Source organism: Devosia sp. Z11_6 (assembly GCF_058133665.1).
Map to the genome: position 1 here is coordinate 186,364 of NZ_JBYUNQ010000003.1, position 22,806 is coordinate 209,169.

The following is a 22,806-nucleotide window of genomic DNA, read 5'->3' on the forward strand; positions in this document are numbered from 1 at the left end:
CAGCCCACTGCTTGATCACCATTTCGGGGGAACAGTGTCTGGGAAAACGGCGCCACAGCGAAAATGCCGCCCGCTGCTCCTGGCCGTATTTCGGATGCGGTCCATCCCTGCCGCTGGGGGAGATAATCGCCCCGCCAGGGTCATGATCTCGGGTTGGAGCGGGGCGGCCGGGCCCAAGGACTGGTCGGGGTGCCAACAAGTTGCAGGGCAGGACAAGCGCTTCCGCGACAATGTTTCGGGTTGCGCTGAGCTGCTACTCCAGTAACAAGCATCTGGTATCCCAGCCTCCCCCCAAAACCACTCAAAGGTGCCCGCCCGGACAATGACCCCGTCTGTTTTGCTGATCGCGGTTCTGCTCTTGCCCTTCATGGCTGCTATTGTCGCAGCGGTGTTGCCCTCAAATGCGCGGAACGCGGAAGCGTGGCTGGCGGGTGCCGTGGCGGCACTGGGCTTTGCCGCCATGGTCTGGCTGTTTCCCCAGATCGGCGATGGCGATGTGATCCGCCACGAGATCAGCTGGGTGCCGGCACTCAATCTCAATCTCGTGCTGCGGCTGGATGGGTTTTCCTGGCTCTTCGGGGTTCTGGTCACCGGCGTCGGGTTCCTGGTGGTGCTTTATGCCCGCTATTACATGTCGCCCAATGACGCGGTGCCGCGCTTTTTCGCGTTCTTTCTGGCCTTTATGGGCTCGATGCTGGGCCTGGTGCTCTCGGGCAACATCATCCAGATGGCAGTGTTCTGGGAGCTGACTTCGATCACCTCGTTCCTGCTGATCGGGTACTGGTTCCATCTCGGGCAGGCGCGCGACGGCGCCCGCATGGCCCTCACCGTCACCGGACTGGGCGGCCTGTGCCTGCTCGTCGGCATGCTGCTGATCGGCCATATCGTGGGCAGCTATGACCTTGATGTGGTGCTGGCTTCGGGCGATACGATTCGCAATCACCCGCTTTACCTGCCTACCTTGCTGCTGGTGCTGATGGGGGCGCTGACCAAATCGGCCCAGTTCCCGTTCCATTTCTGGCTGCCCCACGCCATGGCGGCCCCCACCCCCGTTTCGGCCTATCTGCACTCGGCGACCATGGTGAAGGCGGGCGTGTTCCTTCTTGTCCGCTTCTGGCCAGTTCTGGCCGGCACCGACCAATGGTTCTGGATTGTTACCTCCGCCGGACTGATCACCTTGGTCTTTGGGGCCTTCGTCGCCATCTTCCAGACCGATCTCAAGGGCCTGCTGGCTTATTCAACCATCAGCCATCTCGGCCTGATCACCGCCCTTTTGGGCATGTCGACCCCGCTCGCGACCGTGGCAGCGATCTTCCACATCGCCAACCACGCGACCTTCAAGGCTTCGCTGTTCATGGCGGCCGGCATCATCGACCATGAAACCGGCACCCGCGACATCCGCAAGCTGAGCGGCTTGTTCCGCTACATGCCCTTTACCGCCACCCTTGCGATGGTCGCCAGCGCCGCCATGGCCGGAGTGCCGCTGCTCAACGGCTTTTTGTCCAAGGAGATGTTCTTCGCCGAAACGGCGCAGCGCGACGCCAATCCCTTTGTCAACATTGCCCTGCCTGCTGCCGCCATTCTCGGCAGCCTCTTTGCCGTGACCTATTCGTTGCGCTTCGTGCTGGGCGTCTTCTTCGGTCCCCCGCCGCAGGGCTTGACCAAAGTGCCGCACGAGCCGCCGGCGCTGATGCGCCGGCCCATCGAAATTCTCGTTCTGCTTTGCCTTATCGTGGGCGTAGTTCCCGGCATCACTATCGGCCCCTATCTGGCTGCGGCCGTGGTTTCGGTCACCGGCCCCGACACCCCTTATTACAGCCTCTCGGTCTGGCATGGCTGGAACTTTGCTCTGTTCATGAGCCTGATCGCCCTGGTCGGCGGCGCCCTGCTGTATTGGGCGCTCCATGCTTATCTGCAAAAGGGCATCGAAGGTCCCCCGCTGCTGCGCCGGCTCAAGGGCAAGCGCATCTTCGAGCGCATCATGCTTACCGTCACCTCCAAATGGGCCCGACGGCTGGAAAGCTTGTTCGGCACGCGTCGGCTGCAGCCGCAATTGTTTCTGCTGTTTTTCGCCGCCACGGCAGCTGCAGCCGTCATCCTCACCGGCCGCTTGGGACGGCTCGAACTGCGGCTCGATGGGTTCGATCCGGTGTTCGCCCTGCTTTGGCTCATCGGCATCGTTTGCGCCGTTACCGCCGCGCAGCAGGCCAAGTTCCACCGGTTGGTGTCGCTGGTTCTGCTGGGCGGCACTGGCCTTGTCACGTGCATGACCTTTGTTTGGTTCTCCGCGCCCGACCTTGCCGTCACCCAGCTCCTCGTCGAGATCGTCACCACCGTGCTGATCCTCCTCGGCCTGCGCTGGCTGCCCAAGCGGGTCGAGGACATGCGCGACGTGGTGGTCCTGCGCCGAGCCCGCTTCCGCCGCTATCGCGATCTCGCCCTGTCGCTGGTGGCAGGCCTCGGCCTGGGGTTGCTTTCCTATGCGGTGATGACGCGCCAGCTCCCCAACGGCATTTCCGAGTTCTTCCTCGGAAACGCCTACAAGCTTGGCGGCGGCACCAATGTGGTCAATGTCATGCTGGTGGACTTCCGCGCCTTTGATACGCTGGGCGAAATTACCGTCCTGGGCATTGTAGCCGTCACGGTCTTTGCCATTCTGCGCCGCTTCCGACCTGCGGCCGACTCGATCGACAAGCCCGAGCAACAGTTGATCCAGAATGCCTTCGATGACCGGGCGCCCGAGCGCAGCCCGGGCGACACAGTCAATGAATACCTGCTGATCCCCGCCGTGATCATGCAGTGGATGTTCCCCGTCATCATCGTTCTGGCCCTGCACCTGTTCCTGCGCGGCCATGATCAGCCCGGCGGCGGCTTTGCGGCTGGCATCGTCATGTCGATCGGCTTCATCCTGCAATATATGGCAGGGGGCACGCGCTGGGTGGAGGACCGCCTTCGCATCTTGCCCGTCCGCTGGATCGGCAGCGGCCTGCTGCTGGCGCTGCTGGTGGGCATGGCTTCCTTCGTCTTTGGCTATCCCTTCATGACCACGGCATTCCAATATGCCGACCTGCCGCTGATAGGCCGAGTGCCCTTGGCAAGCGCGCTGTTGTTTGACCTGGGGGTCTTCAGCCTCGTGATCGGCGCCACCGTGCTGATCCTGATCGCCCTTGCTCACCAGTCAATTCGTTCGCCCAAGCCCGCGCGGCGCCCCGTGCCGCCGGTGCCCGAAGCGGAAGTGTCGGCCGATGCACCGGTGGAGGCGCGCTGATGGAACTCGTTCTTGCAATCAGTATTGGCGTCTTGGCCAGCTGCGGCGTTTACCTGATGCTGCGCCCGCGCACCTTCCAGGTCATCATTGGCCTGTCGCTCCTGTCCTATGCGGTGAATCTCTTCATCTTCGCCATGGGCCGCCTCAAGATGAACGGCGCCCCCGTTCTGGGCAAAGATGGCGTGGTCGACCCCAGCCTTTATGCCGACCCGGTCCCACAAGCTTTGGTGCTGACGGCCATCGTGATCGGCTTTGCCATGACGGCGCTGTTTCTTGTGGTGCTGCTGGCCGCGCGCGGCTTGACCGGAACCGACCATGTCGACGGGAGGGAGCGGCGGTGACCGGCTTTATCGATAACCTGATCATCCTGCCCATCCTGTTGCCCATGGCAACCGGTGCGCTGCTGCTGATGTTCGATGATCGCCTGCGCAATGCGCGGGCGCTGGTCAGCCTCGCCTCGACAGTCATGCTGCTGGTGGGCTCGGTCCTGCTCGTGATGCAGGCCAATGCCCAACCCACCGGCGCGCTCGCCGTTTACGAGCTTGGCAACTGGCCGGCCCCCTTTGGCATCGTCCTTGTAGCCGATCGCCTTTCGGCCATGATGGTGCTGGTGACCGCGATCCTTGGCATCTCGGCGCTGGTGTATTCCCTTGCCCGCTGGCACTCCGTGGGCAGCAGCTTCCACAGCTTGTTCCAGTTCCTCTTGATGGGCGTCAACGGCGCCTTTCTCACCGGCGACGTCTTCAACCTCTTTGTGTTCTTCGAGGTGATGCTGGCCGCCTCCTATGGTCTGGCCCTGCACGGCCAGGGCGCCGCGCGCGTCAAGGCCTCGCTGCACTATATCGCCGTCAATCTGGCTGCCTCCTTTCTGTTCCTGATCGGGGCGGCGCTGATCTATGGCGTCACCGGCACCCTCAACATGGCCGATCTTGCGAGCAAGGTCGCCAACATCGCCGAAACGGATCGGGGCCTGCTCGAAACCGGCGCGGCCATTCTGGGCGTAGCCTTCCTGATCAAAGCCGGCATGTGGCCCCTGGGCTTCTGGTTGCCCACCTCGTATGCCGCAGCCGCCGCACCCGTGGCGGCGGTGTTTGCGATCATGACCAAGGTCGGCGTTTACGCCGTGTTGCGGATCTCAACCCTCGCCTTCGGGGCCGAAGCGGGGGTTTCCGCTGGCTTCGGAAACACCGTTCTCTTGGTGGGCGGCCTTGCCACTCTCGCCTTTGGGACCATTGGCGTGCTGGCCGCCCAGACGACGTCCCGGCTCGCCGGTTACAGCGTCCTTGTCTCTTCGGGCACCCTGCTCGCTACCATGGGCATGGGCAATGCAGGCGCCACCAGTGGCGCGCTCTTTTACCTCGTCGTCTCGACCCTCGCCATCTCGGCCTTCTTCATGCTGGTGGAACTGCTCGACCGGGTGCGGATTGAAGGCGCTGATGTGCTCGCCGTCACCATGGAAGCCTATGGCGATGACGAGGAAGGTGATGAAGAAGACGAAATCGGCGTCGCCATTCCCGCGACCCTCGCCGTACTCAGCATCAGCTTTGGCCTTTGTATCCTGCTGATCGCCGGCCTGCCGCCGCTGGCCGGTTTTGTGGCCAAGGTCGCGATCATCTCCGCCATCTTCAACCCCGATGGCCTTACTCAAACCGCGCCCATTCCACCCTCCGCCTGGTGGCTCACCGCCTTGCTGATCTTTTCCGGTTTTGCGGCGCTTGTGGCGCTGACCCGCACCTGGATCAACACCTTCTGGGCCACCATGTCCGAACGCCCAGCGCCGGTCCGGGTGATCGAGATCGCCCCGGTGCTCCTGCTCCTCTGCCTCACTGTCGCGACCACCATCCTGGCGGGACCTGCCCTTAGCTACACCCAGGCCATCGCCGACCAGCTCTACACCCCCGCGCCGGTGATCGAGGAAGTGCTGGAGCCACCGGCGCCCGGTCAGCTGGTGGAGGTGGTGCCATGAGAAAGCTGCTGCCCTACCCCATCCTGTCGCTCAGCCTTTTGGTGCTGTGGCTGCTTCTGCAGCAGTCCCTTGGCCTCGGACAAATCCTGCTTGGCGGCGTTATCGGCGTGCTGGCCGCCCGTGCCTTTGCGGCGCTTGAGCCGCAACAGCCCCGCGCCCGTAAGCTCGGCAGAATTTTCCGGCTCGCCGCCTATGTGGTGGTTGATGTGATGCGCTCCAACCTTGCCGTCGCCAGCATCGTGCTGCGCGATCGGCACCACCAGCAAACCGCTGGCTTCGTCGTCATGCCGCTGACGCTGCGCGACCGCTCAGGCCTTGCCATTCTCGCCTGCATCATCACCGCGACGCCTGGCAGTGCCTGGCTCGAATATGACGCTGTGCATGCCACCGTGCTGATCCATGTGCTTGACCTCGTTGATGAAGCGACCTGGATCGATACCATCAAGAACCGCTATGAGCGTTTGCTGCTGGAGATTTTCCAATGAGCGCAGCCATTCTCCATTGGTGCCTGTTGCTGTCGCAATTGCTGGTCGGCCTCGCCTTGATCCTTGCCACCTACCGGATGATCCGCGGGCCCCGCGCGCAGGACCGCATTCTTGCGCTCGATGCCTTTTACGTCGCCGCCATGCTCATGCTGGTGCTGTTCGGCATCCGCATTGGCTCCAACATTTATTTCGAAGTGGCTCTGCTGATCGGGGCCCTGAGCTTTGTCGGCACCGTCGCCCTGGCCAAGTTCCTCATGCGCGGCGAGGTCATTGAATGAGCGAAATTCCTGTTTGGCTCGCGGTCCTGGTTGGCGGCCTGTCCATTCTGGGCGCCGCCTTCACCCTCCTGGGCTGCATCGGCTTGGCTCGCTTTGACAGCTTTTACGCCCGCATCCACGCGCCGACCCTGGGCACGAGCCTTGGCAGCATCGCGATTCTCCTCGCCTCGATAGTCTACTTCACCGTGTCGGCCCAGCGCCCGGCCGTGCATGAAGTGCTGATCCTGGTGTTCGTGTCGATCACGACGCCCGTTACCCTGATGCTGCTGGCCCGCGCCGCGCTGTACCGCGACCGCGCCGAACGCAGCGGCGACGTTCCGCCGCAATGGGGCCAGGATATTGTGGTGGAACGCACCGACGCCCCGACCGAGGGCTGAGTTCCCTTCGCTCTGCGCCGCTGCCCTCCTGAGCGGCACGGCGTCCCACACTGGCTTGACTTTAGTTCTGTTGCGCCTACCTTGGGCGTATGAACCCTTGTTTCAACATCCTCCACGCGTTTGCTCGCCGGGCCACTCCGGTCGAAGGATAGTTGCCCTAAGCCTGGCGCTTCGTCGCAAGGTTTAGGGATAGGGATTTTCCACAAGTCATTGTTATAGCTTGCTGCGCAGGGTCTTTTCAGATCTGGCGCTGCTTGCTGCTATTTACGCGGAGAAGCGTCATGCGCACCCACAATCTACGGCCTGCTCTCACGGTGGCTCAAACCGAACATCGTCAACTGCTGGCCCTCGCCGCTTCAGGCGGCGGCTCGCTAAGCGCTGCGGCCGAACGTCTCCTCGAGGAGATGGAGCGGGCCCGCGTCGTGCCCGACGCCAAGCTGCCCAAGGACATCGTGCGCATGGGCTCCACGGTTCAGTACCGCACCGACCAGGACGAGGTTGTCGAGGTCACCCTCGTCTACCCCGCCAAGGCCGATATCTCGCAGGGCCGCATTTCCGTGCTGACCCCCGTGGGCGCGGCGCTTATCGGCTTGCGCACCGGTCAGTCCATCACCTGGGAAACCCGCGACGGACGCAAGCATGTGCTCACCGTCATGTCCGTCATCCAGCCCGTCGATGAACCTGCGGAGGCCTAGATGCGCCCGTCTTTCCCAGCGGTACGGCACACCCAAGCAAGACCTTTTCCCCTGATCCGCTAGGCATCGTCCTCCGGGTCAGGGGTCTCGTCTGCTGCCAATCCCCCTTGTTCTGGAGTTTCTCATGTCCGACCAGCTCGCGTCCGACCAACCCGAAATCATTTTGACCGCCAAGGATTTTGCCCTGCTGCAAAGCCTGTTGCACGAATATGGCGAACCCTTTGCGGGTGCGGCGGAAATTATCCGCCATAAGCTCGGCGTCGCTCAGGTCATGTTCCCGGCCGATATCCCGGGCGATGTGGTCACCCTCAATAGCCGGGTGCGCTTTCGCGTCGGCACCGCGCCCACCCAGGATCGCTCCCTCGTCGCGGGGCCCAGCGAAGAAGTCTATGGCCTCACCGTGCTCCTGACCGTGCCACGCGGCCTTGCCCTTTTGGGTGCAAGGGCGGGGCAAACGGTGCAGGCCCGTCGCCGCGACGGCTCGGTGGAAAATCTCGTGATCGAAGCCGTGCTGTTCCAGCCCGAGCGCCGGCGCTCTTCGCCACCCTTGCAGGTCGTCGCTCGCAACGAGGCCACACCCTCCCCGCTCGCCCCCCGCAGCCCGTCCTCGCGCTTCGTGCCTGCGGGCGATGATCCCGGCCCGAGCGCTGCCTGATCGCCCAAGAGGCACAACCACACTTCAATCATCTGGAGGATGACATGGGTATTTTCGGATCCGATCTTCCCCCTATCGTGGTGGGTGAAGCCGATCGTCACGATCTGCTGGTTCTGGTCATGGGCGGCATCGGCCACAGCCCCGACCAGGCCGACGACCTGCTCTACGAACTCGGCCGCGCCAAGCTCGTCGCCGACAAGCGCCTCCCGCCCGATGTGGTGCGCATGGGTTCGCGCGTGGTGGTCAGCTTCAACGGCGCGCCCCCGCAAAGCGGTGTGCTCTCCTATCCCCGCCAAGAAGGGCGCGAGCGCATCTCGATCTTCTCACCCCTCGGCACCGCCCTAATCGGCCTGCGCGCCGGCCAATCCATGCGCTGGACCGACCGCACCGGCCAGCAACACGAAATCCGGCTTTATTCGGTCAGCAATCCTGGCTAACCCGCTCGGGGGCGGCACCCCGCCCCGGGTACCTTGGCTGTGATAGCCGCCCTCGCCCTTCGAGGCCGCTACGCGGCACCTCAGGATGAGGGCTCATCGAGGTCCCGCAACCGACCAGATCTATCCGAAGCCCTCATGGTGAGGTGCGTAGCGTAGCGTAGCCTCGAACCACGAGGGCGGCCATCACCAGTCCCTGCGGCGCCACCCCCCACAAACTTATCCCCGCCCCCGAAAACCTCAGGCACAATCCCCCTTGTTCCCGGGCAAGCTGCGCGGTCGCGACGAACGGTCGGTGCGGGAATATCGGATGGGTTTGGGGTCGCCCAAATTCCTTCGGGACGAGGATGATCCGGGACCGATTTCATCCCCCGGTCCATGAAGCCCCAGGGCTTCTGGCGTTTGGCACGGGTCTAGCCACGGACGGTCCTCACCGAAGAGTCTCCGATAGAGCATGGGGCGAAGCTTGCTTCACCTTCTACCTTCCGCCGGACGACCGGCACCGAGGCGAACTTCGCCCCATGTCGCAGCATCGCTGCGCACCCGCCTGCCCCATACCCGCACGGCCCAAGGCCGGTGCGGCTTTAGCTGCACCGGCCCGGTTTCGCCGGCTGGCAGCAGGCACCAAGAAGTCGCCTGCTGCCCTGCTGCCCTGCCGCGCCGACTACCAGGGGCGCTCTTCCAGTGCCACGGTCTTGTCCATGGGCATGCCCAGCTTTTCATAAAAGGCCCGGCGCATGCGACGGTCCTTGTCCTGCACTCTCCAGGCCCGCTTGGCGACTTCCTCGCCGTCTTCGTGCGGTCTATCTGATCGAGCACCATCGCGAACTGCTCGCGGCAGTGGTTGCCCGAGATGCCGACAGCGCTGATCAGTTGCTGATGCACCATTTCGAAATCGGTTCCGAATTCCAGCGGCGTGCCGGCGCTCGTTGATGCTGCCGGCCATCACGCGGGCCGCCGACGGCCAAGTCAGACATAGGTTAACGCGTTCATTTAACCTAGGTAGTAGAACGGTCAAGTTGTTGATTGATCTTGGTTAGTCCGGCAACTCCGCCTGCCGGCGGTCCGTTGATCGGACATGAATACGACTATCGCCGAACCCTGCCGTAAAGCCTTCCTGATCGTCGATGATGAGCCACTTGTTCGGCTCGAGCTTGGAGACATTGTCCGCGATTGCGGCTTGGAGGCCTGGGAGGCCGCCAACACCGCCGAAGCTTTGGCCCTGCTCGAAGCGGACGCGTCCAAGGTGATCGGGTTGATCACCGACATCAACATGCCAGGCACCCGCAGTGGGATTGCTCTGGCCAACCATGTCGGCTGCATCTGGCCCCATATCAACATCATCGTCGTGTCGGCGGTTCGCCGGCCACTGCCGGGTGAATTGCCGTTTCTGGCGAAATATCTCGCCAAGCCGGTGCCAACCACCAAGCTCGTATCGACCATACACGAACTGGTCCCGCACTGAGCCGATGGGCGTGACCGACAGCCAGCCGTTCTATCGCGCCCAGCCGGTGCCCGGGCGCGACCTCACCCTTTGTTGGAAACCAAGCCATGCGGGATCAGTCCCTCCAGTTTTTACGCGATCTGGTGCAAACGCCTTCCCCGAGCGGTTATGAGCAGCGCGTTGCCCAGCGCTACCGCAGCTATGTCGAGCCGCTTGCGGACGCGGTGTCCGTTGACCTGCATGGCAACGTCATTGCCGCTCTCAACCCGGCCGCATCTACCAAGATCATGCTGGCCGGCCACATGGATGAGATCGGCTTCATCCTACACTATATCGGCGAGGAGGGGCTGCTGTATTTCAGCGCCATCGGCGGGCATGACAGCGTCATCCCGGTTGGCCAGACGATGTGGGTCCACGGCCGCAACGGACGCGTTGCCGGCGTTGTTGGTCGTAAGGCCATTCACCTGATGGATCCGGACGAGCTCAAGGAGAAGCCCAAGCTCAAGGAGCTCTGGATCGACATCGGCGCCGGCTCGCGGGCCGAGGCGCAGGCGGTGGTCGCGCTTGGCGACGTGGTCACCTACCAGCAGGAGTTTCAGCCATTGCTGGGCGACCGGGCGGTCGGCCGCGCTTTTGACAACAAGGCGGGCCTGTTTATCGTGGCTGAAGCCCTCCGGCTGCTGGCGGAGAACGGTGGCCTCCACCCCGAGGTCGGCGTTTATGCGGTGGGCACCGTGCAAGAGGAGATCGGTTCGCGCGGCGCTCGCACCGCCGCCTTCGCCATTGGGGCGCAAAGCGGGATTGCCGTGGATATGGAACATGCCATTGATTACCCTGGGGTGAGCCCGTCCCAGCACGGGCAACTCGAGCTGGGCAAGGGCCCAACAGTGTCCCTCGGCGCCAACACCAATCGCGTCCTGTTCGACCTGGTGACGCAGGCCGCCGAACGGGAAGCTATTCCCTACCAGGTGCAGGTCGTGCCGGGCGCCACCCCGACCGACGCCAACGCTTTGCAGCTCAACCAGGCCGGCATGGCCACGGGCCTACTCGGCGTGCCATTGCGCTACATGCATACGCCGGGCGAGGTGGTCAGCCTCACCGATGTCGAGCATTGCGCGCGCTTGGTTGCCGCTTATTGCCGGATGGTCACGCCGGAAACCGACTTCACCCCGCGCTAAACGGGGGGATCCCGGCTAGGAAAGCTTTTCGACCTCGCCGCCATCCTCGACCCAGTCCTTGAAGCCACCAAGGTTAAACACTTGCTGATAGCCCATATCCTTGAGGGTCTTGCCGGCAAGGGCCGAGCGGCCGCCGGAGGCACAATGCAGGATCACCGGGCGGTCCTTGGCTAGGTTGGCGTCATGATATTGCGTCGCCTCGTCGGCTCGAAACTCGAGCATCCCACGCGGGATGTGGACGGATCCCGGGATTTTGCCGCTGGCCTGCAGCTCGGGCATGTCGCGCACATCCACGATCACCGCATGCTCTTCGGCAACCATCCGGCGCGCGTCCTCGGGCGATATCCGTGGGACTTCTGCATTGGCCGCCGACAAAAGCTCTTTCACATTGGTCGTCATCGCGTCCTCCTCTTGATCGATCAGGCGCAGCCTACGCCTCTGCGCCATGCGAGGCCAGTCACCCCGTCGGGAAGCCCACCCGCCCGGCCACCACTGCCACCTCCTCGGGGAACCTGCCGCATTGACCCGCCAGGAGCGAAGGGCCTATTGCTCGCATCATGTCCCGACCAGCCGTAACGATCCGCCAGGCACGGCTTGAAGACCGGCCGCTGCTGAACCAGGTGATGCTCAATGCTTCGCTTGCCGTTGAAACGGGCGAGGTGCTGCGCCGCCTGACCGAAGCGCCAGGGCATTTCCGGATCGACGAAGATTTGCTCCGTCACGGCCAGATCGTCGTAGCCGAAGCCAATGGGGCGCCGGTAGGCTTTGCCGCCTTCAGCATCGGGGGCAGCGAGTTTGCCGAGCTGGCCGGCATGTTCGTTGATCCACCTTATTGGCGCCGCGGCATTGGCCGGCAGATCCTCGAGGCGGTTGAGCGCGAGCTGCTGATGCGGCAAGCCACCGGCATCCGGGTTGTGGCCGGCACCACAGCAGTGCCGTTCTACCAGGCACAAGGTTTCACCGTGGTCGGCAAAGAAAAAACCCCGCTTGGCCCCGTGGTGCCGGTGATGACCAAATCCATCGGCTAGCGCCACAACGGTTTCCCGCTCCGTTCAGGCGCGGTTCACCTCACCCCTTCTAGTGTCGGCGCAAAGAGGAGGTAGCCATGTCCAAGATCAAGCTTTTGCTTATTGCCGGCGCGACCGCGCTGTCGGCCTTGCTGGGCTCGGGCGTCACCGCGCAGGCTCAGGTGGTGCAAGGGGAGGAACATTGCGTCGTCAACATCCCCGCCACTGATGCGCTCAACGTCCGCTCCCGCCCGGGTACCAGCAGCCGGGTCGTGACCACCCTGCCCTATGGCAGTTGCGGGGTCATGGTCATGGCGGCATGCCAGGGTTCATGGTGCCCCATCGAGGACGGGCATTATTCCGGCTGGGTCAACCGCCGCTATATATCCATGGTATCGCCGGCAATCTATTGCGTCACTGGCGTTGCGCGGAATGACGTCCTCAACCTGCGCGCTTATCCCTCCCCAAGCTCGCGCATCCTGGCGGGCCTTAGCCCACGGCAATGCGATATCGCCTTCCTGCCCTATGCTGTTGGCAGCTGGCAGAAGGTGCGGGCCGCTGGCTGGGAAGGCTGGGCTAACCGCCGCTATTTGTCAGGCCAGTGAGGAACACTGGGGCATCTCCTCGCCCGCGGCTTTATCGCCCGTTTGATGTAGATGCTCTCGACCTGTTGAACTTAATTTTCGTTCATACCCGAACGATTTATCCCCCGCGGCATTCCCTAATCATCGCGGTGGGCGAACAAGGAGCAAAAAACATGAAAAAGATTATGGCGGGCGCCTGCGCCGCTCTTATGGCAATCACCAGCTTTGGCGCAGCAAGCGTCCCGGCAGCAGCACAGCCGCTGCAAATCACTTCCGAAGCGCAGTTCCTCACTGTCCAGAACCGTGGATGGGATCGCGGTCGTGACCGTGACCACCGCCGTGGTGGCTTCGAGCGCCGTGGCAACTATGGCTACTATAATGGTCACCGTGGCTCGCGGGAACGCCGCTCGGGCTGGCGTCAGCACAACGGCTACTGGTTCCCACCGGCGGCCTTCATCGCTGGTGCCATCATCGGTGGTGCGATTTCCAACCAGAACAACAACAACAGCAATTCGGGCCCGGTCCGCATCACCCGCGAGCATCTGCGCTGGTGCGAAAGCCAGTACCGCTCGTACCGCGCTTCGGACAACACCTTCCAGCCCTTTAACGGGCCGCGCCAGCAGTGCGTATCCCCCTATATGCGCTAAGCGCGTCTAAAATCCTCCAGCAAGGCGGCTCTTCGGAGCCGCCTTTTTTGTTTTGGCGGAGCTTACCGCGTCACCTGAACACTGGCGATCCGGAACCAAAACTGCCGGTCCGCCGCCGATTGATCCTTCCGGTGTGCATGTCGGTGCGTGCGGGCGATCAGCCCTAGACGGCGCAGCACCGGTGTTAAAAACTTGCCCCTCCGTGCTAGACTGCAGCTTTGGAGTGAGCATGAGTACCAGCGAGCAGCACGAATATCGGGTGGAATCCTACAACACCGATCCTGAGGGGCGCGCCCAGCAGTCGGAGGTGAGCACGGTATTTGCCTCCACCCCCGAAGCGGCCGCAATGAAAGTGCTGCACGAAGAACTGCACACCATCGGCGATATCACCCGCCTGCGCGCCCGGGTGACGCAACTCAACCAACCAAGCCCGGATCGGGTAACGACGCTTTACAGCAAGGCGTGATCGCTAGTCCGCGTCCGGGAAACATCGGGCGCTAACCTGGGCAGCAATGGCCGAACCCTCCCTTTTTGTCGCGCATTTTGGCCGCTAAGGAGGAGATCCAAATGCCGACACTCGACGACGAAGACATCAAGCGCCGCGCGCACCAGATCTGGGAACGGGAAGGCCGCCCCGAAGGACGTGAGTTCCAGAATTACATGGATGCCGTCGCGGAAATGACGGCGGAAGACGAGAACAGCTCGGATCGCCCGACCCAGGCGCCGTCCGGCCTCAGCACCAATCTGCAGCCCGGCGGCATTGCGCCGGTCGGCGGGGCTCCCAACGTGGGTAGCATTGGCACCGGTGGCGGCCAAACCGCTGGCAACGCCACCGGCACTGCGCGGGGTGAAAATTCCGAATAGCGGCAGGGTGCCCTTCTCGCGGCGGCCGCGCCAGGGCGCCTAGCCCGCGCCCCTTGCCCGCTCCGTTTCGCCGCGGAGCGAGCGAGGCACAATCCTTAAGGATAAGTCCCGCCTTGCCCAGGTAGGAGCGGAACCAATGGTTTTCGCCCTCCGTTTGCCTGCATTGAGCCGAGGCGCACCACGCCCTGCCATTCCTTCAATCATCCAGTGATGACCCGTAGCGCATCGACGTAGACTTCGTTGTCCAGCTTAGCTTCAAGGTGGGATGAATGTCAGGAAACCAGGCCAGCACACCGCCCGAGCGCAAACCGCCCGAGCGCACGCCGACGGGCACCAAGCCGCAGCCGACAATGCCATCCAGACGCACTTGGCTGTGGTTCCTGGCGCTGCTGGCAATCAACTATCTCGTCGTCAGTTTGTTGTTTCCGGCGCCCGGAGCCCCCGAGCCGATCTCCTACACGACCTTCCGTGCGGAACTGGCGCGCGACAATGTGGAAGCCATCCATACCCAGGGCGACCGGGTCGAAGGCAGGTTCAAGGCGCCCATCGAATGGGCGCCGCCCGCCACGGAGGGGCAACCCGCCGGCACCCCGCGCACCATTCAGGATTTTACCACCATCCTGCCCATGTTCGTCGACCCAGGGCTCGATACCGAGCTGATCGAGCATGGCGTGGATATCCGCGCCACCCCGCTCCAGACCGAACCCAATCTGTTTGTCACCCTGCTTTACGCCTTCGGGCCGGCCCTGATCATCATCGGGCTTTATGTCTGGCTGTTCCGCCGCGCCGCCAAGCAAGGGGGTGGCATGTTGGGCGGCATGGCCGGTATATCGGGGATCGGCAAAAGCCGGGCCAAACGCTTCGACAAGGAAACCGACAGCAAGGTCACCTTCAACGATGTTGCGGGCATCGAGGAAGCCAAGAACGAACTGGTGGAAATCGTTGATTTCCTGCGCAATCCCGCCAAATACACCCGCCTCGGCGGCACTGCGCCCAAGGGCGTTCTGCTCGTTGGCGCGCCCGGCACCGGCAAGACACTGCTCGCTCGCGCCGTGGCCGGAGAAGCCGATGTGCCGTTCTTTTCCATGAGTGGTTCGGAGTTCGTGGAAATGATCGTGGGCGTTGGCGCCGCCCGCGTGCGCGACCTGTTTCAGGATGCCCGCAAACATGCACCGGCCATCATCTTCATCGACGAGATCGACTCCATCGGTCGCGCCCGCGGCCAGGCGGTGCTCGGCGGCGCCAGCGAACAGGAGCAGACCCTCAACCAGATCCTGACCGAAATGGACGGTTTTTCCAGCCGCGAGGGCATCATCGTGCTCGCCGCCACCAACCAGCCCGACGTGCTGGACCGCGCCCTGCTCCGCCCCGGCCGCTTCGACCGCCGTGTCGTGGTCAATCTTCCCGACAGCAATGGCCGCGAAGCGATCTTCAAGGTGCATACCCGCAAGATCCCCTTGGCGGCTGATGTGGATCTTGCCCATCTCGCCAAAACCACGCCCGGTCTGTCGGGCGCCGATATTCGCAACCTCGTCAACGAAGCCGCGCTCCTCGCCGCTCGCCGCGAAGAAGAAGAAGTGCATCAAAAGGACTTCATCGATGCGCTTGAAAAGATCATCCTGGGTCCCGAACGCCCCATCATCCTGAGCGAAGCCGACAAGGAGCGCGTCGCTTATCACGAAGGCGGCCACGCCATTCTGGGCCTCGTAGTCCCAGGCGCCGACCCGGTGCAGCGCGTCACCATCGTGCCCCGCGGGCAGGCGCTGGGCGTGACTTATCAGCGCCCGCTCACGGACCGCTACAACTACCCAGAGAGCTATCTCCTGGCCAAGATCGTGGGGATGCTGGGCGGGCGGGCCGCCGAAGAAATCGTTTATGGCACCCGCACCACGGGCGCGGAAAACGATATCGAGCAGGCCACCCAATTGGCCCGCCAGATGGTCACCCGCTGGGGCATGAGCGACAAGCTCGGCATGGTGCAACTGGCCCCGCGCCAGAACGCCTGGACTGGCCAGGGCATGCTGGGCAATGACAAGCCCTATAGCGAGGAAACCGCGCGGCTGGTGGACTCCGAAGTGCTTCGGATCATCAATGAGTGCCATGAGCAAGCCAAAGCCCTGTTGCGCGAACATCGCGGCAAGCTCGATGCCCTTGCCCACGCCCTCCTGGACCGGGAAACGCTTGACGAGCACGAGATTCTGGCCGTCACCGGCCTTTCCGGGGAAACCAACCAGCCAGACCAGCCGCCCCAGGAAGCGCTGACACCCGCTGGCGCCGACTAGATGGGGCTGCAGCCCCGCGCAAAGGAACCCTCATGGCGGCGCATCGGGAAGACCATGTTACCAATCGGATCGGCTGGCTGCGTGCCGCAGTTCTGGGCGCCAATGACGGACTGCTTTCAACGGCTAGCCTCGTTGCCGGTGTGGCCGCCGGCTCGGGCGACAGGACCGCTATCCTCCTCGCCGGACTGGCCGGGGCGATCTCGGGCGCTTTGTCGATGGCGGCAGGCGAATATGTTTCGGTCAGTTCGCAACGCGACGCCGAGCGCTCGGACCTTGCCCGCGAAACCCAGGAACTCCAAGCCGACCCCGAAGGTGAACTCAACGAGCTCACTGCCATCTATGCGTCGCGCGGGCTTGATGAAGCCCTGGCCCGCACCGTCGCCACGCAGATGATGCAACACGACGCGCTGGCCGTGCATGCCCGCGAGGAACTCGGCATCGATCAGGGCACCCTGGCTCGCCCGGTGCAGGCCGCCGCTGCTTCTGCCGCCAGTTTTGCCGCCGGCGCCATCATCCCCGTTGCCACAGCCTATTTCGCCGCTGCCGGTCAAACCCTGCTGCCGCTTTATGCGGTAACGCTGGCAGGGCTCGCTCTTCTGGGAGGGCTTGGTGCCTGGGCCGGCAAAACCCCGATCTTCATGCCCATGGTGCGGGTGGTCGGCTGGGGGGCGCTCGCGATGGTGATCACCTCGGCTGCCGGCTGGCTCTTCGGCGTCGCCCTTTAGCTGCCGGCGGCCCCGGGGCCACAATGCAGAGCCGGTAATCAGCCCGGCAAAAGCGCTTTTCGGCAAGCCCTTGCGCCGGGCCATCACCCCGGCGTCGCCGTTATCCATCATTGGCCGGCTTTGCCGGTGCCTTGATGCCGGCCAGCGTGAGCGTGCGCTCCAGCAACTGCTCGTAGATCGGTCGGCCGCCCAACCACTGCGCAGCCAGATTGGCTGCAAGGCAGGTGGTCAGCAGCGGCACCGTCGACTCGTAGGCACCGGTGAGTTCGAGCGTCAGCACCACCCCCACCATCGGCGCGCGGACCGAGGCGGTGAAAAGTCCGCCCATTGCGGCAATGGCAAAGGCCGCCGGCACCACGCCGGCATCGGGCATTGCAGCACTGGCAAGGGCGGCGAAGGCCAGCCCAACGCATCCCGCCAGCGACAGGATCGGCGCGAAGATCCCACCCGGCACGCCCGTTGAATAGCTACCGACCGTGGTGCAGAACCGCGCGGCCGCCAGGGCCAGCAGCACCACCACGCCGGGCTGCTCACGCACCAGTGCCGGGATCAGCGCTTCTCCGCCCGTCACCGTTTGTGGAAACAGGGCCAGCAGCGCCCCCACCAGCAGCCCGACCACGGCCGGGTATAGATAGGGCGCCCGTTCCTGCGCTGCTCCGGCAAAAGCCAGGGCCTTGAGGATGCAAGCGTTGAGCGCGACGCCCACACCACCAAGCACACAGCCGAGCAGCACGAACAAGGGCAGCATGGGCAACGGCACTTCCGGCGCAGCGAGCGCAAGGTCCGGAACAGCACCGCCGATCCATTGGGTCACTACGGTGGCGAGCAGCGCGGCAATGATCACGCCCATATAGGTGCTATAGCGATAGGGAAATTGCCGCCGCGTTTCCTCGATCACGAACAAAACCGCGGCAATCGGCGAATTGAAGGCACAAGCCAAGCCCGCGGCCGCGCCCGCCGCCAGCAAGCCGCTGCGCTCCGTGGCCGTCAGCTGGAAGCGCGCCGAGAGCATCGCCGCCACCGACGCGCCGATATGGATGGTCGGCCCTTCGCGTCCCAGCACCAGCCCCGAGCCGATCGCCGCCGCACCGGCGAAAAACTTGATCGGCAGCACTCGCGTCCAGTGGATCTCGCGCAGGCCATCCATCGCCCCTTCCACTTCCTGGACACCGCTGCCGCTGGCCTCGGGCGCCCAATGGCGCACGAGCGCCACAGCTGCCACCGTCACTGTCATGGTGATCAGCGCTGCCGCGAGTACCAGCAGCGGCCCGTCCACAATTTGGCGCAGCTGCGCGGGCCATTGCAGCAGGGCATTGATCGCGAGGTGGAACATCGACCCGATCGTCCCCGCGATGATCCCCACCATCACGGCCAGGGCGAGATACCGCCGCTGCGCCCGGCGCTCGTCGGGTCTGGATCGTGCTGGAGCAGGATAGTCCATGCGTCCACCCCTCCGGGCCAACACTGCGGCGGCCCGCAGCTTCAAAGGCTGGCCAGCTCTGAAGGGTTACGCGCGAGGGCGGGAAACGAACCCCCTGCCGCGACAAGTTTGTTTAACCATGGTTTCCACTTCCATTCGCGCAGCCAGCATCCGCGCGCCGCCCTCCGGAATTCGAGGCTCCGCTGTGCACCCCACCACAAGGGCTCCGGAGGTCCAAAATGCGCGGAACTGCGCGGGAGCCCTCATGGTGAGGTGCGAAGCGTAGCGCGGCCTCGAACCACGAGGGCGGCCATCACCACCCCCAAAAACTTATCCCCGCCCCCGAAAACCTCAGGCACAATCCCCTTGTTCCCGGGCAAGCTGCGCGGTCGCGACGAACGGTCGGTGCGGGAATATCGGATGGGTTTGGGGTCGCCCAAATTCCTTCGGGACGAGGATGATCCGGGACCGATTTCATCCCCCGGTCCATGAAGCCCCAGGGCTTCTGGCGTTTGGCACGGGTCTAGCCACGGACGGTCCTCACCGAAGAGTCTCCGATAGAACATGGGGCGAAGCTTGCTTCACCTTTTATTTCCCGCCGGACGACCGGCACCGAGGCGAACTTCGCCCCATGTCGCAGTTCTTGCTGCGATGCCCGCCTGCCCCATACCCGCACGGCCCAAGGCCGGTGCGGCTTTTAGTGCAGGCGCGTCAGCTCGCTGCCGCCACAATGTGAGCACTCTGCCCAATGGTTCGGCACCGCAACTTCTTGCTCAACCCGAAGGCCGATTCTGATTGACTTGGCTCCAAGCCGGTGCTGCACTGCCAAGAACATAAGCCTTGCGGGCATTTGCGCCCCATTCGGACGACCATCTGGCCGCCGGGTGGGGCTTTTTTGTTTTGGAGCCTGGTTTGTCCGTTCTCGAACAAACTGTGACAGTTGGCCTACTGTTCTCCACCACCGGCGCCTATGCGGCGCTCGGGCGCGAAGGCCTTGCCGGGGCGCAGCTCGCCGTCCAGGCGCTTAATGCCAGCGGCACCCTGCCCTTCCGCATTCTGGCCGAGCATCGCGATCCGCATGGCATCACCGAGCGCTATGCCGGCATGGCGGCGGAGATCATTGCAACCGGCGCCCGCCATATCATTGGTTGCACCACCTCATGGAGCCGCAAGGAAGTTATCCCCGTGCTCGAAAAGCACGACGCAACCCTCTGGTACCCCTGCCCTTACGAGGGCTTTGAGTGCAACGAGCAGGTGGTCTATCTCGGCGCCTGCCCCAACCAGCACATCCTGCCGCTGCTGCAGCACATCCTGCCCCGCTTCGGCAGCAACGGCTATCTTGTGGGCTCCAATTATATCTGGGGCTGGGAAACCAACCGCATCGCCCGGGACATCATCGAGCAATCCGGCGGCTCCGTTGCGGGTGAACGCTATGCTCCCCTCGGCGACGCCGATCTCGGCCATATCCTGCGGGACATCCGTCTCAAGCGCCCTGACTTCGTGCTCAATACGCTGATCGGTCCATCTTCCTATTCGTTCCTCGAGGCGTATCATGCCCTGGGTGAGGCCGATCCCGATTTCTCCATGGAGAAGCGCCCGGTGGTGAGCTGCAATCTGGCCGAAGGGGAAGCGGCGCTGCTCGGCCACAAGGCCGCGGGGCTCTACACGATCGCCCCCTACTTCCAGGCCCTGCCGACATCAGCCAACCAGCATTTCCTCGGTAAGCTTGACGCCACCAGCCAGCCGGTCTCGGCCTTCTTCGCCCAGGCCTATAGCGCCGTGCAGCTCCTAGTCGCCGGCCTCGTTGCGGCGGGCGAGGAGGACGGCAAATCCGTGCTCGCGTCGCTTAGCCAGGCCACGCCCTCCACCCCCCTGGGGCCGCTGCAAATCATGGCTGCCAACAACCACGCCGTTCTCACCCCTCACATGGCCCGGGTCACCGCCAGCGGCGCGCTCGCCATCATCGAGCAGCGCGACGAGCCGATCGCACCCGACCCCTATCTCGCCCATACCAGCCTCGTCGTTCCCGCCGCGGACCGGGTGCGCGCCGGCAGCAATTTGCGGGTGGTGAAATGAGAACGGCCGATCTCACCCCCAATTTCGTCGGCCAGCGCGCCGCGATCCTGCACCGCCCGCACGCCGTGGTCGACGCCATTGTGCGCCAGCTCGAACAGCTGGGCATCCGCCCAACCGTGTGCTGGCCCGAACTGGCGCCCGACGCCGCCAGTGCCCCCATCGACCTGCTGTTTTTCGACGCCGACATGGGCCATGACGGGCAGTTCCCCTGGCCGGCCGGCACCGCGCCCATGCCCACCATTGCCCTCATTGGCTCGGAAGCGCCGGGACGGCTCGCCTGGGCCCTCCGGCAAGGCGCCGATGCGCATCTGCTCAAGCCGGTGGGCAGCGGCGGCATCTATGCGGCACTCGTGATCGCCACATCGGCCTTCCGGCAGCGCACCGCGCTCCAGGCCGAACTGGCCGGACTACGCGACCAGCTCGCCGGCCGTCAGGTGGTAGCCGAAGCCACTGCCCAGCTGATGGTCGCAGGCGCGGGCACGGCCAGTGCGGCCTACGACATCCTGCGCCAGATGGCGATGAGCCAGCGCGTCACCATCGAGATCATGGCTGCCCGCTTGGTGCACCAGGAAGGGGAGCACAGTGACCGACGTTCTCGCGCCTGAACTGGCAACCGGAGGCGTTCCCGCCGCGCCGGTCAAGCCCGCTTCGGTGCTGTCCCAATTGCTCCATCGCCCGCTCGCCGTGATCGGCCTCCTCATCATCACCCTCGTCGTCGCGGCCGCGGTCTTTGCCCCATTTGTCGCCCCCTATGATCCGGGCGAGCAGTTCTTCGAGGGCCTCACCATCGAAGGCGCCCCGCTGCCGCCCAATGCGCAGTTCTGGTTCGGCACCGATCTCCTCGGCCGAGATCTCCTCAGCCGGCTCATCTATGGCGCCCAGACTTCGCTCACTATCGGGGTGGTCGCCAACGGCATTGCCGTGACCATCGGCGCCCTAGTCGGGATCACCGCCGGCTATTTCCGCGGCATCATCGGCACCGTCCTCATGCGCTTCACCGATCTGATGATGAGCTTTCCCGCCCTGCTCCTCGCCATCGTGCTCGCGGCGATCTTCCGCCCGAGCCTCTGGATCGTCGCCATCGTCATCGCCATGGTCAACTGGGTGCAGGTGGCGCGCGTCCTTTACGCCGAAACCAGCTCACTGGCCGAGCGCGACTTCATCACCGCCGAACGCTCGCTGGGTGCCGGCTCGGCCCTCATCCTCTTCCGCCACATCCTGCCCCATCTCGTGTCCACCATCATCGTCTGGGCGACGCTGGGGATCTCCACCACCGTGCTGCTGGAAGCAACGCTGAGCTTTCTTGGCGTCGGGGTGCGGCCGCCCACCCCCTCCTGGGGCAACATCATCTTCGAGAACCAGAGCTATTTCGCCTCCGCGCCCTGGCTCGTTTTCATCCCGGGCTTTGCCATCATCCTCCTGGCCCTGGGCTTCAACCTTGTCGGCGACGCCCTGCGCGACATTCTCGATCCCACCTCGCGGGGGCGCCAGCCATGACGCTGTATGTGCTTCGGCGGTTGCTGCAGGCCGTGCTGATCCTCTTTGGCATCAGCCTCATCACCTATGCCCTGCTTTATCTCCTCCCCGCCGATCCCGTGCGCCAGATCGCCGGCCGCAGCGCCACCGCCGAAACGGTGGAAAGCATTCGCCAGCAATTGGGCCTCGACCGGCCCGTTTACGAGCAATACTGGCGCTATCTCACCGGCCTGCTGCAGGGCGACCTCGGCCGCTCCTATCTGCAGCGCACCGAAGTCGCTGATCTCATCGCGTCGCGCTTGCCGGCAAGCCTTCTGCTGATGGCCGGCGGCATTGTCTGCGAACTGGTGATCGGCCTCACGCTGGGCGTGCTGGCCGCGGTGCGCCGCGGCTCGGCCTTCGACAACACCCTGATGGTTGCCTCATTTGTGGGCGTATCAGCACCCCAGTTCGTCGCCGGCATCCTGCTGCTTTATGTGTTTGCCGTGCAGCTGGGCTGGTTCCCCATCGGCGGCTACGGCACCTTCCAGCATCTGGTGCTGCCGTCCCTGACCCTCGGGCTGCTCGGCGCCGGCTGGTATGCGCGGATGATGCGCTCCTCCATGATCGAGGTGCTGCGCCAGGATTTCATCCGCACCGCCGAAGCCAAGGGCATCAAGCGCCACCAGGTGCTGCTGCGCCACGCCGTCCCTAACGCCATCCTGCCGATCCTCGCGATGATCGGCATCGATATCGGCATCTTCATGTCCGGCATCGTCGTGGTGGAAAGCGTCTTTAGCTGGCCCGGCATCGGCCAGCTCGCCTGGCAGGCGATCCAGCGCGTCGATATCCCCATCATCATGGGTGTGACGCTGGTTTCCGCCTGCGCCATCGTCATCGGCAATCTGCTCGCCGACCTTGCCGCCCCCTTCATCGATCCCCGCATCAAGCTGCGCTGAGCGAGGA

24 protein-coding genes are annotated in these 22,806 nt (G+C 64.1%); 22 read left to right on the forward strand and 2 right to left on the reverse strand.

Annotated elements, in window-relative coordinates; translation table 11 throughout:
* The first annotated feature begins 322 nt into the window (after nucleotides 1-322).
* The 11 genes from AC3YMN_RS10245 (at nucleotide 323) to AC3YMN_RS10295 (ending at nucleotide 10,780) form a co-directional block, all read left to right on the forward strand.
* On the forward strand, nucleotides 323-3,268 hold the full coding sequence (locus tag AC3YMN_RS10245; RefSeq protein ID WP_489889939.1) for a monovalent cation/H+ antiporter subunit A: 2,946 nt from the start codon (nucleotides 323-325) through the stop codon (nucleotides 3,266-3,268).
* The gene (locus AC3YMN_RS10250) at nucleotides 3,268-3,609 is read left to right on the forward strand and encodes a Na+/H+ antiporter subunit C (protein ID WP_172123298.1); all 342 of its coding nucleotides are present in this window, start codon (nucleotides 3,268-3,270) and stop codon (nucleotides 3,607-3,609) included. The genes AC3YMN_RS10245 and AC3YMN_RS10250 overlap by 1 nt, the downstream gene beginning before the upstream one ends.
* Nucleotides 3,606-5,234, forward strand: coding sequence for a monovalent cation/H+ antiporter subunit D (locus AC3YMN_RS10255; RefSeq protein WP_489889940.1), 1,629 nt, complete (start codon nucleotides 3,606-3,608; stop codon nucleotides 5,232-5,234). Before AC3YMN_RS10250 ends, AC3YMN_RS10255 begins: the two co-directional genes overlap by 4 nt.
* A complete protein-coding gene (locus AC3YMN_RS10260) occupies nucleotides 5,231-5,719 on the forward strand; it encodes a Na+/H+ antiporter subunit E (RefSeq protein ID WP_489889941.1) in 489 nt (162 codons plus the stop codon). Before AC3YMN_RS10255 ends, AC3YMN_RS10260 begins: the two co-directional genes overlap by 4 nt.
* Nucleotides 5,716-5,997 carry a K+/H+ antiporter subunit F gene (locus AC3YMN_RS10265; RefSeq protein ID WP_127753029.1) on the forward strand — a complete coding sequence of 94 codons (282 nt, stop codon included), beginning with the start codon at nucleotides 5,716-5,718 and terminating at the stop codon, nucleotides 5,995-5,997. The genes AC3YMN_RS10260 and AC3YMN_RS10265 overlap by 4 nt, the downstream gene beginning before the upstream one ends.
* Nucleotides 5,994-6,374, forward strand: a complete 381-nt coding sequence (gene mnhG / locus AC3YMN_RS10270; protein WP_172123295.1) for a monovalent cation/H(+) antiporter subunit G — start codon at nucleotides 5,994-5,996, stop codon at nucleotides 6,372-6,374. Before AC3YMN_RS10265 ends, mnhG begins: the two co-directional genes overlap by 4 nt.
* Before the next feature lie 281 nt (nucleotides 6,375-6,655).
* Nucleotides 6,656-7,069, forward strand: a complete 414-nt coding sequence (gene rnk, locus AC3YMN_RS10275; RefSeq protein ID WP_172123294.1) for a nucleoside diphosphate kinase regulator — start codon at nucleotides 6,656-6,658, stop codon at nucleotides 7,067-7,069.
* A 124-nt stretch (nucleotides 7,070-7,193) separates the two neighbouring features.
* Nucleotides 7,194-7,724, forward strand: a complete 531-nt coding sequence (locus AC3YMN_RS10280) for a GreA/GreB family elongation factor (protein ID WP_489889942.1) — start codon at nucleotides 7,194-7,196, stop codon at nucleotides 7,722-7,724.
* A gap of 44 nt (nucleotides 7,725-7,768) precedes the next feature.
* Nucleotides 7,769-8,161, forward strand: a complete 393-nt coding sequence (locus AC3YMN_RS10285) for a GreA/GreB family elongation factor (RefSeq protein ID WP_489889943.1) — start codon at nucleotides 7,769-7,771, stop codon at nucleotides 8,159-8,161.
* A 1,075-nt stretch (nucleotides 8,162-9,236) separates the two neighbouring features.
* A complete protein-coding gene (locus AC3YMN_RS10290) occupies nucleotides 9,237-9,623 on the forward strand; it encodes a response regulator transcription factor (RefSeq protein ID WP_489889944.1) in 387 nt (128 codons plus the stop codon).
* Nucleotides 9,624-9,709: 86 nt separating this feature from the next.
* Nucleotides 9,710-10,780, forward strand: a complete 1,071-nt coding sequence (locus tag AC3YMN_RS10295; protein ID WP_489889945.1) for a M42 family metallopeptidase — start codon at nucleotides 9,710-9,712, stop codon at nucleotides 10,778-10,780.
* Between the two features lie 15 nt (nucleotides 10,781-10,795).
* Here AC3YMN_RS10295 and AC3YMN_RS10300 read toward each other — a convergent pair whose 3' ends face one another.
* Nucleotides 10,796-11,179, reverse strand: coding sequence for a rhodanese-like domain-containing protein (locus AC3YMN_RS10300; RefSeq protein WP_489889946.1), 384 nt, complete (start codon nucleotides 11,177-11,179; stop codon nucleotides 10,796-10,798).
* A gap of 158 nt (nucleotides 11,180-11,337) precedes the next feature.
* Here AC3YMN_RS10300 and AC3YMN_RS10305 point away from each other — a divergent pair, with 158 nt between their 5' ends.
* The 7 genes from AC3YMN_RS10305 (at nucleotide 11,338) to AC3YMN_RS10335 (ending at nucleotide 16,889) form a co-directional block, all read left to right on the forward strand.
* Complete coding sequence (locus tag AC3YMN_RS10305; protein WP_489889947.1) at nucleotides 11,338-11,808, forward strand: GNAT family N-acetyltransferase; 471 nt, start codon at nucleotides 11,338-11,340, stop codon at nucleotides 11,806-11,808.
* 77 nt (nucleotides 11,809-11,885) lie between these two features.
* Nucleotides 11,886-12,392: an SH3 domain-containing protein gene (locus AC3YMN_RS10310; RefSeq protein ID WP_489889948.1), complete on the forward strand. Its 507-nt coding sequence runs from the start codon at nucleotides 11,886-11,888 to the stop codon at nucleotides 12,390-12,392.
* Nucleotides 12,393-12,544: 152 nt separating this feature from the next.
* A complete protein-coding gene (locus tag AC3YMN_RS10315) occupies nucleotides 12,545-13,018 on the forward strand; it encodes a BA14K family protein (protein WP_172123276.1) in 474 nt (157 codons plus the stop codon).
* Between the two features lie 229 nt (nucleotides 13,019-13,247).
* Nucleotides 13,248-13,484 (forward strand): hypothetical protein, encoded by a 237-nt coding sequence (locus tag AC3YMN_RS10320; RefSeq protein ID WP_489889949.1) that lies wholly within the window; start codon nucleotides 13,248-13,250, stop codon nucleotides 13,482-13,484.
* A 101-nt stretch (nucleotides 13,485-13,585) separates the two neighbouring features.
* Nucleotides 13,586-13,882 carry a DUF2934 domain-containing protein gene (locus tag AC3YMN_RS10325; RefSeq protein ID WP_489889950.1) on the forward strand — a complete coding sequence of 99 codons (297 nt, stop codon included), beginning with the start codon at nucleotides 13,586-13,588 and terminating at the stop codon, nucleotides 13,880-13,882.
* Between the two features lie 269 nt (nucleotides 13,883-14,151).
* Nucleotides 14,152-16,164: an ATP-dependent zinc metalloprotease FtsH gene (gene ftsH / locus AC3YMN_RS10330; RefSeq protein ID WP_489889951.1), complete on the forward strand. Its 2,013-nt coding sequence runs from the start codon at nucleotides 14,152-14,154 to the stop codon at nucleotides 16,162-16,164.
* 32 nt (nucleotides 16,165-16,196) lie between these two features.
* A complete protein-coding gene (locus AC3YMN_RS10335) occupies nucleotides 16,197-16,889 on the forward strand; it encodes a VIT1/CCC1 transporter family protein (protein WP_127753001.1) in 693 nt (230 codons plus the stop codon).
* A 100-nt stretch (nucleotides 16,890-16,989) separates the two neighbouring features.
* On the opposite strand, the gene clcA is transcribed toward AC3YMN_RS10335, so the two are convergent.
* Nucleotides 16,990-18,330, reverse strand: coding sequence for a H(+)/Cl(-) exchange transporter ClcA (clcA, locus tag AC3YMN_RS10340; RefSeq protein ID WP_489889952.1), 1,341 nt, complete (start codon nucleotides 18,328-18,330; stop codon nucleotides 16,990-16,992).
* A gap of 891 nt (nucleotides 18,331-19,221) precedes the next feature.
* Here clcA and AC3YMN_RS10345 point away from each other — a divergent pair.
* From AC3YMN_RS10345 to AC3YMN_RS10360, 4 genes are read left to right on the forward strand one after another with little or no spacing between them, the layout of a single operon-like run.
* Nucleotides 19,222-20,385: a transporter substrate-binding protein gene (locus AC3YMN_RS10345; RefSeq protein ID WP_489889953.1), complete on the forward strand. Its 1,164-nt coding sequence runs from the start codon at nucleotides 19,222-19,224 to the stop codon at nucleotides 20,383-20,385.
* Complete coding sequence (locus tag AC3YMN_RS10350; protein ID WP_489889954.1) at nucleotides 20,382-20,990, forward strand: ANTAR domain-containing response regulator; 609 nt, start codon at nucleotides 20,382-20,384, stop codon at nucleotides 20,988-20,990. Before AC3YMN_RS10345 ends, AC3YMN_RS10350 begins: the two co-directional genes overlap by 4 nt.
* Nucleotide 20,991: 1 nt before the next feature.
* On the forward strand, nucleotides 20,992-21,882 hold the full coding sequence (locus tag AC3YMN_RS10355; protein ID WP_489890193.1) for an ABC transporter permease: 891 nt from the start codon (nucleotides 20,992-20,994) through the stop codon (nucleotides 21,880-21,882).
* Nucleotides 21,879-22,799 (forward strand): ABC transporter permease, encoded by a 921-nt coding sequence (locus AC3YMN_RS10360; protein WP_489889955.1) that lies wholly within the window; start codon nucleotides 21,879-21,881, stop codon nucleotides 22,797-22,799. The genes AC3YMN_RS10355 and AC3YMN_RS10360 overlap by 4 nt, the downstream gene beginning before the upstream one ends.
* Nucleotides 22,800-22,806: the final 7 nt, after the last annotated feature.

What these genes read in the sequence shown, in the direction of transcription:
- AC3YMN_RS10245 (WP_489889939.1), top strand. Translation starts at nt 323, where the DNA reads ATGACCCCGTCTGTTTTGCTGATCGCGGTTCTGCTCTTGCCCTTCATG.
- AC3YMN_RS10250 (WP_172123298.1), top strand. Translation starts at nt 3,268, where the DNA reads ATGGAACTCGTTCTTGCAATCAGTATTGGCGTCTTGGCCAGCTGCGGC.
- AC3YMN_RS10260 (WP_489889941.1), top strand. Translation starts at nt 5,231, where the DNA reads ATGAGAAAGCTGCTGCCCTACCCCATCCTGTCGCTCAGCCTTTTGGTG.
- AC3YMN_RS10265 (WP_127753029.1), top strand. Translation starts at nt 5,716, where the DNA reads ATGAGCGCAGCCATTCTCCATTGGTGCCTGTTGCTGTCGCAATTGCTG.
- mnhG (WP_172123295.1), top strand. Translation starts at nt 5,994, where the DNA reads ATGAGCGAAATTCCTGTTTGGCTCGCGGTCCTGGTTGGCGGCCTGTCC.
- rnk (WP_172123294.1), top strand. Translation starts at nt 6,656, where the DNA reads ATGCGCACCCACAATCTACGGCCTGCTCTCACGGTGGCTCAAACCGAA.
- AC3YMN_RS10280 (WP_489889942.1), top strand. Translation starts at nt 7,194, where the DNA reads ATGTCCGACCAGCTCGCGTCCGACCAACCCGAAATCATTTTGACCGCC.
- AC3YMN_RS10285 (WP_489889943.1), top strand. Translation starts at nt 7,769, where the DNA reads ATGGGTATTTTCGGATCCGATCTTCCCCCTATCGTGGTGGGTGAAGCC.
- AC3YMN_RS10290 (WP_489889944.1), top strand. Translation starts at nt 9,237, where the DNA reads ATGAATACGACTATCGCCGAACCCTGCCGTAAAGCCTTCCTGATCGTC.
- AC3YMN_RS10295 (WP_489889945.1), top strand. Translation starts at nt 9,710, where the DNA reads ATGCGGGATCAGTCCCTCCAGTTTTTACGCGATCTGGTGCAAACGCCT.
- AC3YMN_RS10300 (WP_489889946.1), bottom strand. Translation starts at nt 11,179, where the DNA reads ATGACGACCAATGTGAAAGAGCTTTTGTCGGCGGCCAATGCAGAAGTC.
- AC3YMN_RS10305 (WP_489889947.1), top strand. Translation starts at nt 11,338, where the DNA reads ATGTCCCGACCAGCCGTAACGATCCGCCAGGCACGGCTTGAAGACCGG.
- AC3YMN_RS10310 (WP_489889948.1), top strand. Translation starts at nt 11,886, where the DNA reads ATGTCCAAGATCAAGCTTTTGCTTATTGCCGGCGCGACCGCGCTGTCG.
- AC3YMN_RS10315 (WP_172123276.1), top strand. Translation starts at nt 12,545, where the DNA reads ATGAAAAAGATTATGGCGGGCGCCTGCGCCGCTCTTATGGCAATCACC.
- AC3YMN_RS10320 (WP_489889949.1), top strand. Translation starts at nt 13,248, where the DNA reads ATGAGTACCAGCGAGCAGCACGAATATCGGGTGGAATCCTACAACACC.
- AC3YMN_RS10325 (WP_489889950.1), top strand. Translation starts at nt 13,586, where the DNA reads ATGCCGACACTCGACGACGAAGACATCAAGCGCCGCGCGCACCAGATC.
- ftsH (WP_489889951.1), top strand. Translation starts at nt 14,152, where the DNA reads ATGTCAGGAAACCAGGCCAGCACACCGCCCGAGCGCAAACCGCCCGAG.
- AC3YMN_RS10335 (WP_127753001.1), top strand. Translation starts at nt 16,197, where the DNA reads ATGGCGGCGCATCGGGAAGACCATGTTACCAATCGGATCGGCTGGCTG.
- clcA (WP_489889952.1), bottom strand. Translation starts at nt 18,330, where the DNA reads ATGGACTATCCTGCTCCAGCACGATCCAGACCCGACGAGCGCCGGGCG.
- AC3YMN_RS10350 (WP_489889954.1), top strand. Translation starts at nt 20,382, where the DNA reads ATGAGAACGGCCGATCTCACCCCCAATTTCGTCGGCCAGCGCGCCGCG.
- AC3YMN_RS10360 (WP_489889955.1), top strand. Translation starts at nt 21,879, where the DNA reads ATGACGCTGTATGTGCTTCGGCGGTTGCTGCAGGCCGTGCTGATCCTC.